At 47.5% G+C, this 15,655-nt stretch carries 11 protein-coding genes; 7 read left to right on the top strand and 4 right to left on the bottom strand.

Annotated elements, in window-relative coordinates:
* Window positions 1-19 precede the first annotated feature (19 nt).
* Window positions 20-1,258, top strand: a complete 1,239-nt coding sequence (locus E2R66_RS21280) for a PepSY-associated TM helix domain-containing protein (RefSeq protein ID WP_133234621.1) — start codon at window positions 20-22, stop codon at window positions 1,256-1,258.
* Window positions 1,259-1,409: 151 nt separating this feature from the next.
* On the opposite strand, the gene E2R66_RS21275 is transcribed toward E2R66_RS21280, so the two are convergent.
* The 4 genes from E2R66_RS21275 to E2R66_RS21260 all read right to left on the bottom strand — a co-directional run bounded on the left by E2R66_RS21275 (window position 1,410) and on the right by E2R66_RS21260 (window position 4,764).
* Window positions 1,410-1,970 carry a hypothetical protein gene (locus E2R66_RS21275; RefSeq protein WP_133234623.1) on the bottom strand — a complete coding sequence of 187 codons (561 nt, stop codon included), beginning with the start codon at window positions 1,968-1,970 and terminating at the stop codon, window positions 1,410-1,412.
* Between the two features lie 80 nt (window positions 1,971-2,050).
* Window positions 2,051-2,899, bottom strand: coding sequence for an SDR family NAD(P)-dependent oxidoreductase (locus tag E2R66_RS21270; protein WP_133234625.1), 849 nt, complete (start codon window positions 2,897-2,899; stop codon window positions 2,051-2,053).
* 41 nt (window positions 2,900-2,940) lie between these two features.
* Window positions 2,941-3,780, bottom strand: coding sequence for an SDR family NAD(P)-dependent oxidoreductase (locus E2R66_RS21265; RefSeq protein WP_133234627.1), 840 nt, complete (start codon window positions 3,778-3,780; stop codon window positions 2,941-2,943).
* 81 nt (window positions 3,781-3,861) lie between these two features.
* Window positions 3,862-4,764, bottom strand: coding sequence for a helix-turn-helix domain-containing protein (locus E2R66_RS21260; RefSeq protein ID WP_133234629.1), 903 nt, complete (start codon window positions 4,762-4,764; stop codon window positions 3,862-3,864).
* 65 nt (window positions 4,765-4,829) lie between these two features.
* Between E2R66_RS21260 and E2R66_RS21255 the strand changes: the two genes are divergently transcribed.
* From E2R66_RS21255 to E2R66_RS21230, 6 genes are all read left to right on the top strand, one after another.
* The gene (locus E2R66_RS21255; RefSeq protein WP_133234631.1) at window positions 4,830-5,369 is read left to right on the top strand and encodes a hypothetical protein; all 540 of its coding nucleotides are present in this window, start codon (window positions 4,830-4,832) and stop codon (window positions 5,367-5,369) included.
* 35 nt (window positions 5,370-5,404) lie between these two features.
* On the top strand, window positions 5,405-5,755 hold the full coding sequence (locus E2R66_RS21250) for a glycoside hydrolase (protein ID WP_133234633.1): 351 nt from the start codon (window positions 5,405-5,407) through the stop codon (window positions 5,753-5,755).
* Window positions 5,756-6,647: 892 nt separating this feature from the next.
* The gene (locus E2R66_RS21245) at window positions 6,648-6,929 is read left to right on the top strand and encodes a hypothetical protein (protein WP_158288472.1); all 282 of its coding nucleotides are present in this window, start codon (window positions 6,648-6,650) and stop codon (window positions 6,927-6,929) included.
* 156 nt (window positions 6,930-7,085) lie between these two features.
* Window positions 7,086-10,835, top strand: coding sequence for a hypothetical protein (locus tag E2R66_RS21240; protein ID WP_133234637.1), 3,750 nt, complete (start codon window positions 7,086-7,088; stop codon window positions 10,833-10,835).
* Between the two features lie 9 nt (window positions 10,836-10,844).
* Window positions 10,845-11,213, top strand: a complete 369-nt coding sequence (locus E2R66_RS21235) for a hypothetical protein (RefSeq protein ID WP_133234639.1) — start codon at window positions 10,845-10,847, stop codon at window positions 11,211-11,213.
* 24 nt (window positions 11,214-11,237) lie between these two features.
* A partial coding sequence (locus tag E2R66_RS21230) for a DUF6443 domain-containing protein (protein ID WP_133234641.1) occupies window positions 11,238-15,655 on the top strand: 4,418 nt, incomplete at its 3' end.

Here is a 15,655-nt window from a genome sequence, read left to right as displayed (position 1 = left end):
CGGGTTTATCAATTAAGCCATGAAGGTATTTTTACGCAACATACACCTTTACCTGAGCCTTGCAGCCGGGGTCGTTATTCTCTGTTCGTGCATTACGGGTACTATCCTTGTCTTCGAGAAAGAAATAAACCAGGCGATAAACCCGCAATATTACCATGTTGATGCCAAAGGTCAACAGATGCCTATTGCATTGTTGGTCAATGCCGCTATAAAGGAAGTGCCAAAAAGTAAAGCGACATCTGTGCTGGTTTATAATGACCCCGCCCGCAGCGTTGAAGTAAGCGTTACGTTGCCCGGAAAGAAAACATCTGGCACCCCACATCCCGAAAAAAATAAAGAAAGTGTAAAGGCCGAAGCGGCCCCAGGCAAAAAAGATAAAAAGTCCAATGAGGGCCGTAAACCTCAAATTACCGTTTTTGTAAACCCTTATACGGGGCAGGTGCTGGGCCAGTACAGTAAAAAGGAGTCGTTTTTTAATACGGTAGAAATGCTGCACCGCTTTTTGCTGGCAGGTAAAGACAGCGCAGGCGACATGATTGTAGGCATCTGCACGCTGCTCTTTTTATTTATACTCATTACCGGTGTAATACTTTGGTGGCCAAAAACCAAAGCCGTTTTACGCCAGCGTATTAAAGTAAAATGGGATGCCAACACCAAAAGGTTGGTACACGACTTGCACCTGGTAACTGGCTTTTACACTTCCGTTTTCCTTATAGTTATCGTACTAACGGGTCTTATCATGTCGTTCAAATGGGCGAATACCGCTCTTTTTGCCCTAACCGGCTCTAAGCAAGCCGAAAAACAGGAGGCCCCGCATTCTAAATTCATGGCAGCGCAAAAGCCCGTATCAATCGATGTGGCACTACGAAGCGTAAATCAGAAGACTAATACAGCAGAATACTATAATCTACGCCTCCCGGCCGACACTACAGCCGCCTACAGTGTCAATATCTTACCGAAGGGCGCATTTGAAAATACTTCCGATGCCTATTTTATCGATCAGTACAGCGGGCGAATTATTGGCAGCGAATTGTTTGCCAATAAAAGCCTGGGGCAGCGGGTGCGTTCGTTCGTAAAGCCTGTGCACACCGGGGCGGTTTATGGTGTCCCTACCAAAATACTCAGTTTCGTAATTTGCTTACTGGCCTGCATATTCCCCGTAACAGGTGTGATGATGTGGCTTAACCGCATCGGCAAAAAACCTAAACGCAAGAATGCTGCGGGGATAAAAAAAGAGTTGACTGTTGAGGGCGTTTAAAGATCCAGTCTTAAAAAAAGCCATGACCATCTTCTTAGCACCTATCATAAAAGTAGCCGCGATGCTCAACTGCTTTGCATGCCGGTTACCAGCGATGTGGGGTTCTGAAATGAGAATGAGGGTTTTCGTATATTAGACCTAAAACAGCTACCTACTCTCCTGTTTGAGCCTTCCAAACCGCAGCGTATTTTTTTCGGTACTTAAGGTCAATTTCAGTTGCTATCAACTGCGCGGCCTGTTGCTTCACCTCCTGGTCACCGGTTGCATCGTATATCTTCTTGAATAACTCAATAATATCAAAACGCACCAGTGTGCCGTTGTGGTTACTCATGGCGTGGGTAAATCTATCCGTTAAATGCCCTACCAGCAACTCGTTGTACTCTGGTTTTACAACGGCAATTTTCCAGAGGCTTTGCAGAGTGTGCCGTGCGGTAACGAATTTTTCATCGTACGTAAGTTGCATCAGTTTCCGTATATCGTGTATCATGCGGCCTTCGATATCGCTTTTGGCCAGGTTACAAAGCACTTGCGAGGCGATGGCGCGGCGGTGGTTATTGGTATCGCTAAGCATGGTAACCAACTCGTCCCACACCTCATATACCCAGGCAACAGGCTGATTAGTTTTAGAAATAATATCCACGAATGACGAATACCGTGAAACGGCATCATTGGCATACAGGTCGTCGAAATAACCGCGTATCGTAGCTTCCATCAGGGGGTTGGGCAAAACTCCCTAAATATAAAAAAAGCGGGCGATAATCCGCCCGCTTTTAGCTAACAATTGTTTATTCCTTAGACTTCTACCTCAAAACCAGTAGCGGTGGCCAATTTGCGCCAGGCTTCCATATCGGCCTGTACATCGGCTATCTTCTTTTCTGCCAAGGCATAAGCATCGGCACCTAAGAATAAATGCATCGGCGCATTTGCCGATTCGGCGGCGGCTATCATTACCAGCGCTGCTTTTTCTGGGTCGCCTGCCTGGTTACCGTTGATATCGTTTTGATGGGCGGCCTGCACGGCACGCACTTGTTTGTAGGCCTGTATTTCGTTCTTAGGCGTACTCAACGAATCGGGTTCCAAAAAGTTGGTGCGGAAATAACCCGGCGATACGATGGTGGCTTTAATGCCAAATTCCTTTGCCTCTGCCGAAAGCGATTCAGTAAGGCCCTGCACCGCAAATTTGGTGGCGCAATAGATGCCAAAGCCAGGAAAGTTGCCCGTAAAACCGCCGATAGACGAAACATTAAAGATATGGCCAGACTGCTGCGCCCTTAGGTATGGCATTACAGCGCGTATTACATTTAAAGAACCAAATACATTTACATTGAAGTTTTCACGTGCTTCTTCGTCGCTCAGTTCCTCCAGGCTGCCGGTGAGGCCGTAGCCTGCGTTATTTACCACTACATCTATCTTACCAAAGCGGGCGATAGTTTGTGCGATGGCATCGGATACGCTATCTTCTGCTTTGATGTTAACCGTAAGCGGCAGAAAGTTGTCGTGATTACCAACGGCCTTGTCCAGGTCTGCAGCGTTGCGCGATGTTGCGGCCACGTTATATCCTTTATTTAATAATTGCTTTACCAGGCTAAGCCCCAAACCTTTTGAGGCACCTGTTACGAACCATGTTTTTTGCATGTTCATTTTTTATATTGTTTTATGTTAAGTAGATTCTTGTTTGTTTATTAGCCATTAAAAGCCATCGATTTGGTGATAGCCTCGTTCACCCGAAATTCCCGTTCCAGTTTTTGCAGCTTGGCCATGGCCCTATCGTAAGCATCCTCGCCTAGTAGCAGATATAAAGGTGGGTTCTCCATCTGCGCAACCTCTATAATGGCGGCGGCAGCTTTTTCGGGGTCGCCGCTTTGCGCGCCGTTCATTTGCAAGTAGCGTGATTGCGTTTGATGTACCGCGGTATAATCTGCAATAGGTCGTTTAGCTATATTGAGGGAATCATCGGTAAGGAAACTGGTACGGAACGCGCCGGGGGCCACTACTGTTACTTTTACGCCGAACTCGGCAACATCCTGCGCAAGCACCTCTGATAGGCCCACTACCGAGAATTTAGTAGCTGCATAAACCGACCAGCCGGTTGCGCCGGTAAAGCCTGCGATGGATGCTATATTGATGATGTGACCGGAATGCTGCTGGCGCATATACGGCATAGCCATACGGATAACGTTCAGCGTACCAAATACATTTACTTCGAAACTATCGCGTGTTTCGCGGTCGGTGAGTTCTTCTATGCTGCCGCCTATCCCGTATCCTGCGTTGTTTATTACCACATCTATACTGTGGAAAGCAGCATTTGTTTGATGGAGGGCGCATCCCACACTATCCTCGTTGCCCAGTTCTACCTGCATGGGCAGGAAATGAGGGGCGGTTACATTTACAGCTTTTATAAGTTCGGCCACGTTGCGGGAAGTGGCCGCTACGTTATGCCCGGCATTTAATAATTGCGTTACCAGGCTTAGCCCAAACCCTTTGGAAGCACCTGTTATAAACCATGTTTTTTTGTTTTGCATACCCTTTTTTCTTTTGATAGAACAAAGATATGTACCAAAAACAGGACAAAGTAGCGTTAATCAAACCAATTATTGCAAAATTCAAACAACCCTAAATGCGGATGGCGTTGTTTGGGTTTGTTTTTTGAAAAAGTTATTGAAATGCGCCGGCTCTTCAAAGCCCAAGCTATAACTAATTTCAGATACGTTCCAGTTGGTGTGGCGGAGGAGGGCTTTGGCTTCGCTGGCCAGGCGTTCCATAATATGGTCTGTAGTGGTTTTGCCGGTGGTTTGGCGGATGGCACGGTTAAGGTGGTTTACATGTACCGACAATTGCTCTGCAAAGTCTTTAGCCGACCGTAGGCCGAAACGCTGCGCAGGCGATTCGATGGGGAACTGGCGCTCCAATAGTTCGGTGAATACTGAAGTGATGCGCGAGTTGGCATCGGGGTGCTTGTATAGCCTGTCGCTGGGTTGTATTTTCATGGCGTAGTGGATCAGTTCGGTGATGTAGTTGCGTAGCAGATCGTACTTATAGCGGTAATCGGAATTAATTTCGGCCAGCATCTTTTCGAACATCGCGTAAACGTACTTATCCTGCTCATCTGTAAGCATGTACACCGGGTTGGCACCCGGCGCAAACATGGGCAGTTCGTGTACGTTGCTGCGCATCATATCATTAAAAAACGACTCTTTATAGATACAAAAAGCGCCCGAATGCTGCTGGTTAAGGTTCTCGAAGGTATAGGGCACAAAGGGGTTGAAGAACACCAGCGCGCTGCCCTCCATCTCGATGCTCTTATCGGCATAATGCACTACCCCCTTGCCGCGGAAAAGGCTCACCTTGTAAAAATCGCGGCGGCTGTACACTACGGGTTTGGCGCCGGGCATATAGCAATCTTCGGTACGGAAAACATTGAAATGCCCGATGTCCTGGCTCAGGTTATCGGGTAGCCAGTTGAACTTCTGTTTGTAAAAATCTTCGAGGGTTTCTGTAGTTGCCATAAAACAAAGTTACACAATTCAAACTATAGCCTCCAAAAACACCCGGGAAAACCGGAGAAAAATCGGTGTTTTTCTTTGATTTTCCGCAGAAAACCGGCCGTTCCGGCGAATTTTACCTGCTAAAATCTACGTGTTTTTACCAAAATGCATCAAAAAAAGGGTCGTTTTTACTACCGGGAGGTGCTTTCTTTTTGTCGATGCGGGAAGCATGTACATCCCGCACAGCACTGCTGCTACCGCGTGGATGCTTTTCAAAACGAGCCGCCGGGCCGCCACTAATCATAGCGCATATTCATCGTTTAAAAACGGCATTCCATCTATGCTTTATGCCTCCCCGTCTATCGCGTTTTAGGGTATCAACCGATAATTGTTTCTTAGCACAACCAAAAGCCAACCGGGTTTACATCATGTGCTTATCAACCAAAAAAACACCTTTAAAAATGCAATCGATTGCATGTATTGAACGTAAATTTCGTGCCGCCTTTTTGCCTTTTAATACCGGTAAAAACAATAGGCCGCTGTTTCCCGCTTTTGCGCAAGCAGCACCTGGCAACAGTGAACAAAAACCGGGGCACCGCCATAACCTTTTACCATTAACGAATTAACCAAACCATCCATATAATTATTAAACCCAAAAAACATGATCAAAAAACTCTCAACCACCGCCGCGCTTGTCATTGTTTTGATAACCGCTTGTTTCGCTGCCGACATCACCGGAAAATGGACCGGAAAAATTATGGACCAGTATGATATTACCTATAACTTTAAGGTCGACGGTGAAAAACTAACCGGCTCTACCACCGGCCCCGAAGGCAACCCAATCAATATTGAAAACGGTGTGATTAAAGGCGACGAATTTTCGTTCAGCATTAACATTATGGACAACACCATGAAAATTACCGGCAAAGTAAAAGATGACGTAATTACCCTTACCATGCCCGGCATGAATGGCGGCGAACCGATGAACGTTATCCTGAAAAGAGCAAAATAAAACCAGCCAAAAAAATCAGAAAAGGGTAAGCTGCAAATTGTGGCTTACCCTTTTTTGTTTAACTATTGTTTATCAACGCATGGTATTTACTGCTCACAAAGGCCAACAAAAACTTAGCGCCCCACAAAGGTGTAAGGGTTTATATAAATTTGGGCAATCCCTGCGGGGCGGGCTATACGCTCATACTGCGCAGGCCTTAATCACATGGCCGGTATCCGCTGCTATCCCTATTGCGCATTTTCTGAACCGTTGATTTCACTGATAAAATGATCCCGATGAAATTTGAACTGTGATTATCGAACTACCCGGCACACCACGTATCAACAAAATCTAAAAATCATTAAAACGGCGAAGCCCTTGAGCAACTTTAAAGAATATATAAAATGCGAAAAATCAACGGTTCAGACAAATTCTCCGTCATCGTAGGGCTCCCAATAGAGTACCCTTCGGTAGCATGCAGAACGAATACGCTACATGCGAATGCCCTGCTGCCGCAGGGCCCATTTTCAAAGAGCCCCTGCGGGGATGTCAAAAATAAAATCATTTATAGTTTCAGCAGGCAGTCGTTAAACGAAAATTAACAGCGCGAACATTGCGTTACAAACAATAACGAATTGATTTTGTGCTAACTGATTACATAATCCCGTGTTTTTAAATTGTGGAGAAATATTTCAATTTATTTTTTTTGAGATATCAAAACCGTGTCCATATATTTGCAGCATGTCCTAACAACCTTTAATCACACATTATGCATCAAATATCATTGCCCTAAAGCTTCCCTAAAAGCCCGAATAATACGCTGTTTGATTCTTGATAGTCAAGGCAAACCTGTGTTTGTTTTATAATTAACATTTTCCTCTTTCAACCTTCATTACAACATGAAAAAAATCTTGTGTTTATTGTGCCTTATTGGCGGCACTCGTTGCAATCGGTAAGAAGTTACATCGAAGCGAACCACCATTTGCCAGATGTGCCATCTGCGGCGGAGATGATGACTAATGGTTTGGATGTAGGCGAGATGAATAAGCAATTGATGAAAAAAGCAGAGGAGTTGACGCTATACCTGATTGAGAAAGACAAGGAGATTGAGGCGCAAAACAGTTTATTGCTGAGGATGCAAAACGAACAAAGAAAATTAAATACAAAAGTTAACAAGTTTATTAAAAGGAAATAATACCCGTAGAGAAGTAATATTGCTAGTGATTTCGCCGCTCTTCTGCGTATCGTACCGCGTACAGACATCGGCAAGTTGCCAAAAACTCACATGCGCTTTCGGACTTATTTCAATAGCAATCAAAATTTCGACCAGCAAGCCTTATCAAAACCGCACATGAAATACCTAATATTTACCCTGCTTATTATAGGGGCCATATCCTTTTTGCCCTTCTCCCAACGCTTGATGGCCCAAACAGGCCCCAAGCCCCAGGTACTTACACCTCCGCCTCCGGATGTCAGCGCGCTGGGCAAATTCGGGCTTATTCCGGTCAGTAACTTTTCGGGCATACCCAGCATCAGCTACCCCGTTTATACGATCCAGGAGGGGAATCTTCAGTTCCCTATCTCGCTGATGTACCATGCCGGGGGAATCAAGGTGAAAGAAGAGTCCAGCGAAGTAGGGTTGGGTTGGGCGCTCAGCGCAGGCGGGTCAATTGTCAGCACTGTCCGTGGCGGGCCCGATTTCGAAGGAGGTTTTTGGGCTACTTACGTGGACATGCCCGACAACCCGCAGCAGGCACTGTTATCTAAATCTCCTCTCTTCAGTATGGATAACTATTATTACATCTGGAATAACGATACCAACGCTTTCTTTGCAAATGGCATTTCAAGCCCACTCGTTAGTGGGCTATCACTTCCTCATAACGGCGTGAACAAGGAATATTTCAACTATTTTGATGTCGCCGGTGGTAAAGCCCCCGATTTTGCATCCGACTTGTATATGATAAGCATCGGTGACCGCAGCTATAAATTTGTTTTCGACAATAATTTTAAGCCCGTAGTATTGGGCGACGGGGCATTGAAGATTGAACTCATTTCCTACCCTAACAGCAGCTTCCCCGACTGGAAAGTAACTGATGAAAAAGGGATTATATATTTTTTTACCCAGCGGCAGCTTAATTCAACTAACTCAACCGACCCTTTTTTCATCAATAACCGAGTTTCCCATACCCTCAATACATGGCATCTAACCAAAATTGTATCTCCGGTTAATGGAGAGATTAATTTTGAATACCTGTATTCTACGCAAAATTATACCCATCCATTGCCGAACATTGGCGAAACCTATCTGGTGGGAAACGTTTCGCCACATACACAGCAACAAACGGATAATGTGACAGCAAGCTTCTCCATTTATCAGCAGCTCAATATCAGTAAGATAAGCTTCTCTGACGGCTTTGTACAGTTTGTTTATGCAGAAACGCGAAATGACCTCCAGGGGGCCCGACGTTTGCAGGCTATCGAGATCAGGAATAAAAAAGGATCTTTAGTTAAGAAAATCGTCTTGGATAATGATGCCTATTTTACGGCGACAGCCGGATTTAGCGGAAATGTGGGGTTCGATGGCATTTTTAGTAACTTAAGCCAGTACACCAGTGACAACCATTATAAACGGCTTAAGTTAAACGGCATTGCAGAAACAGACTCTCTGAGCACTGTGCCTTACAAAAAAACGCTATATACCTATAATGAAACGCTTAACCTGCCGGCTAAACTTTCTTTGTCAATTGATCACTGGGGGTACTATAACGGGGCGGGTAACGCCCAGCTTGTCCCGCCCGCAAACATTTATATTAATGGTGCATGGCAATCTCTAACCGGTGCCAACAGGGATGCCAACCCTAATTACATGCAGGCGAATATATTAACCGCCATTCAATACCCCACAGGTGGTACATCTACTTTCAATTACGAAACTAACCAGTATGTCAGAAGCGAGTCGGTAACGACTTACCGGGATACCGTCAGCAATTCCTATAAAGCTTCTGGGGCAACCGTTATGTCAGCTACCGGATTTATGGACGCAAACGGCAATATTACACCCGCCTCTAACTGGGTTGGTAAAAACTTGAACGTTTTTTGCCTGGTCGACAGGCACGGCACTTACCCGGCTGATTACTTCCTAAATATTCTTGTCTACAAAAACGGCGCGTTCCTTAAAAGAATCCCGACATCTGCCTCCAGTTATACCTCAGTACTCGATTCTTCCATAGTTATCGAAAGCGCAAGCACTTACCGGGTGTTTTTCGAACCTTATACGCAGGCTTTTTTCAATAACTGCGAGATCAGGCTTCAGACCTATGTTAAGGCAACGGGCAGCAGTACCGCTATTGTAGATAAAACCTATTACTCCGGTGGCCTACGAGTTAGCAAGATCACCAACTACGACCCGGTAACACAAACGAGCAACATTAAGAAGTTCACCTATATTGATGGCAAGGAAGACGATATCCCTATTTACGTCTCCCAGGTGGGCACGGATTACTACAAGCTGTCTGAGGCCCCGAATGTGGTCTTGGCTTCGAACAATTTCCGCTACCGCTACGGGCAATCTATCTACCCTTTCAGCGACGGCCGTGATGCCGCGTGCTTCGGTTATTCTACCGTGCAGATATCTGAAAGCGAGGGTAATAACCTGAACGGAATGTCAGAGTTCAGGTATAATGCTTCCAGCAATTTCAATGTAAATACAGTGCTGTACTACGGCAATACGTTGAGCAACCCGGGTATCCTCAACCCCATTATGGCTACGATCCCTTCCATCCCCGGCGGGCGCGGAGACCTGATAGAAGAAAAACACTATAAGAAAACCGGCAGCAGCCTCGTGTCGGTGTCCAGGGATTACTATTACTATGATCGCGACTCAGCCCCAAAAATCTGGCAGATGCTATTTAATCAGGGCCTGAGTGAATACACCAGCCCCGGGTACGACAATGGCCAGGTATTTAAGATTTACGCGCACCATTTCCCGATACCGGTTTACAGGAATGTGATGAAGCGGAAAGAGCACTTTGAATATGATGTGGCGGGGAACCAGGCGCAGGCAACCTACGAAGATTATACCTACGATAAAACAAAGGGACATTTTCAGCTGATTAAGAAAGCGACGGGCACCTCCCGTGAAGATACGCTGAATACTTATTATAAGTATCCCCAGGATTACCCCGACCTTCAAGCGGCAACCGGGCTCGATTCTGCGGCAAATGGCATTAAGTTACTACAGCAGAAACATATCATCGTACCGCTGGAATCTTATAACGAACGGGTTACCACAGTTCCATCAGCAGCTAAACAATACTGGGGAGGACTGCTTAATATTTTCAATACAGACCAGCCCACTCTTAAGCAGGTGCAGGTGCTTGAGACCGTATCGCCCTTATACGGGTTTGCCTTTTCGTCTGTTGCGGGTGGCACCCTTTCCAAGGCTGCGGGGTATGCCAGCCGCCTCAACTTCAAATACGATAGTATTGGCCGCGTGGTGCAACAGTATCCTGAGCGAGGGGCATCAACGGCATATTTATGGGGTAAAAGCCTTTCCTATCCGTTGGCAAAGGTGGATAACGCGAACTTAGCTAATGTTGCTTTCGCCAGCTTTGAGGCTGATGGCAACCCAGGCTGGACGGTAGCCTCTGCATTACGGGACAATACTACAGCGCTGACCGGTAAAAGCTCCTACATCCTGTCAAACGGAACGTTAAGCAAAAGCGGATTGAGCGCCGACAACACTTATATCGTATCGTACTGGACCAAGAACAGCACCCCATTTAGCGTTGCAGGCACAATTGCAGGTTACCCCGTAAAAGGCAGCACACATATGGGCTGGACGTATTATGAGCACCGAATAACCGGGCAAACAACCATCAGTCTATCGGGAGGAGGGTACATAGATGAAGTAAGACTATATCCCGTTGCTGCGCAGATGAGCACTTATACCTACGAACCATTGGTTGGGGTTACCAGTATGACTGATGTGAAGAGTCAGATTACGTATTTTGAATATGATAGTATCCAACGGCTGGTAAACATCAAAGACCAGGACGGCAACATTATCAAACACACCGATTACCATTACCATGGCCAATAAAACATCGAAATGAAAATAGCAAGAATAACAGGCATCATCATGATGATATTGATATGCGCAGCGAAAAGTTACGGGCAGCAGCCGGATAGTAGCCGGAGGCAGTCAATCACTTACTTAAGCCAGCACTTAAAAACGGATACGGCGACAGCTCGCCTTGTAAACGAGATTAGAGAGCGTTACAAAAAGGCGCTTGGCCAGGTGATGGCTAACGGAGCGCTTAGCGAGCAGCAAAAGCGTAATGCTATAGACGGCCTGATTGATGATAAGAACAGGAAGCTTGAACAATTGCTTAGCCCGCTGCAGCGCGCCAAAATTATACCCGCAACAGAAAGAAGAGTGGCATGGAGGGCAGACAGCACAGCACGAAAAAATAATTAAACCAACCAGATCTAACCTTATCACATGAAAAAGATATTATTTATGCTGGTGGTACTGCTGACGGGCATGATGACAAGTGCCTTTGCCGAGATTCCGGGCTATTCTATGACTAGCGCTATTGCAGCAGGGACCTACAGTTCATCAGGAAGTTTTTTTGACACCCGAAACAGCGCGACAGGCGGGTTTGCCAACACTTACGGCAACAACAATGTTGCCAATGATGTTTGGTACCGGTTTACCATTAATTCAACGGCAACATCGGTAACATTATCCCTTTGCGGGAGCAATTTTGATACCTATCTTAACCTGCTCAATAGCAGTGGTACAGCCATAACCACCAATGATGACAACGGCCCGGCCTGTAGTGGTGTGCAATCATCCATCACCTTAAGCAATTTAGCGCCGGGAACCTATTACGTGGTAGCAGAAGGATACGGCAACAATGCCGGGACAATAAATTTTACACTGAACGTAAGTATTGTACCGCAGATGACGATTAGTTACACCGGCGGCACCAATAGCTTTACCACAGGCACAGCCATAACCCCATTATCGCCAACAATTACCGGAGGGCCGCCGTTGTCAAGCGCCCTTACATCAACCTTTGCAGGCATAGGCTCGCAGGGACTGGGTGATGGCAATGGATCAACCGCAAGTTTTAGTTTGCCCCTGGCGGTGGCGGCAGATGCGGCGGATAACATTTACGTGGCCGATGCAGATAACCATGCGATCAGGAAGATTACACCCGGTGGAGTGGTGAGTACCCTGGCAGGAAACGGTTCTCTCGGCAGCACCAACGGAACCGGGGCGGGAGCCAGCTTTAATCACCCGGCCGGCGTGGCCATAGATGCAGCAGGTAATGTTTTTGTTGCCGACCAGAAGAACAACCTGATCCGGAAGATTACGCCGACAGGTGTGGTAACAACGTTTGCTGGGAGTGGCAGTGCCGGCAATTTGAACGGTACAGGCACCGGGGCCAGTTTCAATAATCCCATCGGTTTATGCTTCGATGCTGCGGGTAATTTGCTGGTGGCAGATTATTCCAACAACCAGATTCGCAAGATCACGCCGGCAGGGGTAGTCACTACATTGGCCGGTACCGGTGTGGCAGGGGCAACAAACAGCACCACAGCACTGCTTGCTACCTTTAAAAACCCCATGTCGGTTACTTTAGATGCGTCGGGGAATATCTACGTTGCCGACCGGTTAAACAACCTGATCCGTAAGATCACACCGGCGGGCGTGGTTTCCACTTTTGCAGGGAGCGGCGTGGCCGGCTATGCCGATGGTACCGGCACGGCGGCACAATTCAACCTGCCGACAAATTTAAAAGCAGATCCGTCGGGCAATATTTACGTTACCGATGCCAGCAATAACATAATCCGCAAGATTACCCCGGCAGGTGTTGTAAGCACCCTTGCCGGGGCACTAACGGCAGGCATGGTTAATGGTGCCGGTACGGTAGCGCGCTTTTACAATCCGTACGGGCTTTGCCTGGACAGCAAGGGCAACCTTTACGTAGCCGACGCTTACAACTATAGGATCAGAAAGATTATTACCAATGCATTTACCATTAGCCCGCAGTTGCCCGCAGGGTTGGTACTGGATGGTAATACCGGTGTGATTAGTGGAACACCTACAGTAGTATCGCCCGCAACCAATTACACCATCACCGCCTATAGCGCAACCGGCAGCGCTACTGTAACGCTGAGCATCGCCGTGGGTACAGGAGGTTATGCCTTCAGTTCTGACCAGAATTATATCGTTACTTATACGCTGCGTGACCAAGGATTTACCACCACGACGGCCGTAATATCGGCAAGCAGCGATCAAACAAAAGTAATGACAACGGTGCAATACCTCGACGGCCTGGGCCGCCCCATGCAAACGGTGCAGGTAAAGGGCAGTCCCGCTGCAAAAGATATGGTTCAACCTGTTGCTTACGACCAGTTTGGCAGGGAGGTTTACAAATACCTACCCTATGCAGCAACTACGGCAAACGGCAGTTTTAAAACAGACGCGCTTGCAGCAGGCGCCGGAGTTTCAAATTTCTATTACCCAACGGGCAGCACTGCGGCCTCGGGCGCGCAGCAAAGCAATAATGGCATAGTATACAACCCGCAGCCCTTTTCTGCCACCGTTTTTGAACAATCGCCTCTGAACCGCGTATTGGAGCAAGGTGCGCCGGGTACCGATTGGCAACCCGTGCCGGGAGCCACCACTGGTCATACCCAGAAAATGGCGTATGCAGGTAACAATACCAATGCGATAACGGATACTACCAACACCCGCTTTGTGGCGCTTTATACCGTGTCTATTAATGCCGATCAAAGCCGTTCGCTGGCCGTGGCAGGCGGCACTGCAGGCAGATACAACGCTAATCAGTTATACGTAACCGTTGCCTATGACGAGAACTGGAAAAGTGGGCGCGGCGGAACAACAGAAGAGTATAAAGACAAGGAAGGACGCGTAGTGCTGAAGCGTACGTTCAATTATGTTCCCGGCGGTTCCCCGGCGTTGCAAATATTAAGCACCTATTACGTTTACGACGATATGGGCAACCTGGCCTTTGTGCTGCCGCCTATGAGCGGCGCAGACAACGGCATCACCAGCGCCGCTAACCAAAGCACTTTAGACAACCTGTGCTACCAGTACCGCTACGACGAGCGCGGTCGCCTCACCCAAAAGAAACTGCCAGGCAAGGGCTGGGAGTATATGGTGTACAACAAGCTGGACCAGGTGGTGGCTACCCAGGATGCCAACCAGCGCGGCAAAACCACGCCCGAATGGACGTTTACCCGTTACGATGCTTTAGGCAGGGTAGTAACAAGCGGCATATACCTATACGGCGCTACCGGTGCAGATGTACGGGCTACGATACAAACACTGGCAAATAACCAAACCTACCTTTGGGAAGTACCTACGGGCACAGCAACCAATTACGGTTATAATGCCCAAAGCTTCCCGGCAACAGTAAGCTCCACCCTGGCGGTAAACTATTACGACGATTACAGCTTTGCAGGCAGCAACCCTTACCAGTATGCGGCGGGTAGCGGCATGACGAAAGGCCTGCCCACCGGCAGCCTCACCAATGTATTGGGGACGGCCGATATGCTTAGGAACGTAATGTATTACGACGGGGAAGGCCGCAACATAAAAACCTACAAACAGCATTACCTGGGCGGCACCGCGGCCTTTAACCCCTACAACTACGATGAGGTAACAACGGCATACAACTTTACCGACCAGCCGGTAAGTACCACAAGGCAGCATTACACCAAAAACAGCGGTGGTACGGCGGCGGTATTGGCTATAACCATAGCCAACAGCTATGACTATGACCACATGGGCAGGAAAATAAACACCTGGGATAAGATAAATTCCGGGACCAATGTATTGCTATCCGCAAACACCTATAACGAGGTAGGTCAGTTGTGGAAAAAGCACCTGCACAGTACCAACAGCGGTGGGTCATTTTTACAGGATATCACCTATGCCTATAATGAGCGGGGTTGGCTGAGTAAAATAAACGACCCCTCTGTTGCTGCAACGGCAACCCAACTGTTTGCCGAACAGCTGACCTACAACCAGCCACAATACGGCGGATCAGCCCAATATAACGGTAACATATCCGGGCAGGGATACCGGGTGTACAACTCGCTAAGTGCAGGCTTGCAAACTGCGGTGTACAGCTATGATCAACTGAACCGTTTAATAGCGGGCACCAGCAGCAGCGGCTATACCGAAAAGGACATCACCTATGACCTCAATGGTAACATTAAAGCCCTTAACAGGCTTACCGCGCCCAATAATGCATCGCTTTTGTATAGCTATACCGGTAACCAGCTGCAGTCCGTGAGTAATTCGGGGGCAGCCTTCCGCAGCTACCCCCTGTACGATGCCAACGGCAATGCAAAAAGCGACGGGTTAAACAATAATATTAACTACAACCTGTTTAACCTGCCGGAAAGCGTCCCATCCAAAAACCTGAGTTATACCTACGACGGAGCCGGCCAAAAGCTAAAGAAAGTAAGCGGTACGGTTACAACAGAATACATCAGTGGCATCCAGTACACCGGCACTACGATAGACTTTATCCAAACAGAGGAAGGCCGCGTGCTGAACCCAACAACATCGCCGAATTACGAATACACGCTGACAGACCACCTGGGCAATAACCGGGTAACTTTCGACCAGGTGAGCGGCAAGGTTAGTGAAGATGATTATTACCCCTTTGGATTAAATGTTGCCAGGGGACCTGTTCCGAGTTTGAGAAATAAGTACCTTTACAATAAAAAAGAACTGCAAGAGGAACTCACCGAATACGATTATGGCGCGCGCTTTTACGATCCTGTAATTGCCAGATGGACGAGTGTAGATCCGTTGGCGGAGAAAGGCAGAAGATGGTCGCCGTATAATTATGGATTCGACAATCCGATTTC

The sequence above is a fragment of the Mucilaginibacter psychrotolerans genome (genome assembly GCF_004519315.1).
Classification (GTDB): Bacteria; Bacteroidota; Bacteroidia; order Sphingobacteriales; family Sphingobacteriaceae; genus Mucilaginibacter; species Mucilaginibacter psychrotolerans.
This window is presented reverse-complemented; position numbering and strand designations above follow the sequence as displayed.

Coding starts and splice junctions, on each gene's coding strand:
- E2R66_RS21235 (WP_133234639.1), top strand. CDS start 10,845: ATGAAAATAGCAAGAATAACAGGCATCATCATGATGATATTGATATGC.
- E2R66_RS21270 (WP_133234625.1), bottom strand. CDS start 2,899: ATGAACATGCAAAAAACATGGTTCGTAACAGGTGCCTCAAAAGGTTTG.
- E2R66_RS21265 (WP_133234627.1), bottom strand. CDS start 3,780: ATGCAAAACAAAAAAACATGGTTTATAACAGGTGCTTCCAAAGGGTTT.
- E2R66_RS21250 (WP_133234633.1), top strand. CDS start 5,405: ATGATCAAAAAACTCTCAACCACCGCCGCGCTTGTCATTGTTTTGATA.
- E2R66_RS21275 (WP_133234623.1), bottom strand. CDS start 1,970: ATGGAAGCTACGATACGCGGTTATTTCGACGACCTGTATGCCAATGAT.
- E2R66_RS21240 (WP_133234637.1), top strand. CDS start 7,086: ATGAAATACCTAATATTTACCCTGCTTATTATAGGGGCCATATCCTTT.
- E2R66_RS21280 (WP_133234621.1), top strand. CDS start 20: ATGAAGGTATTTTTACGCAACATACACCTTTACCTGAGCCTTGCAGCC.
- E2R66_RS21260 (WP_133234629.1), bottom strand. CDS start 4,764: ATGGCAACTACAGAAACCCTCGAAGATTTTTACAAACAGAAGTTCAAC.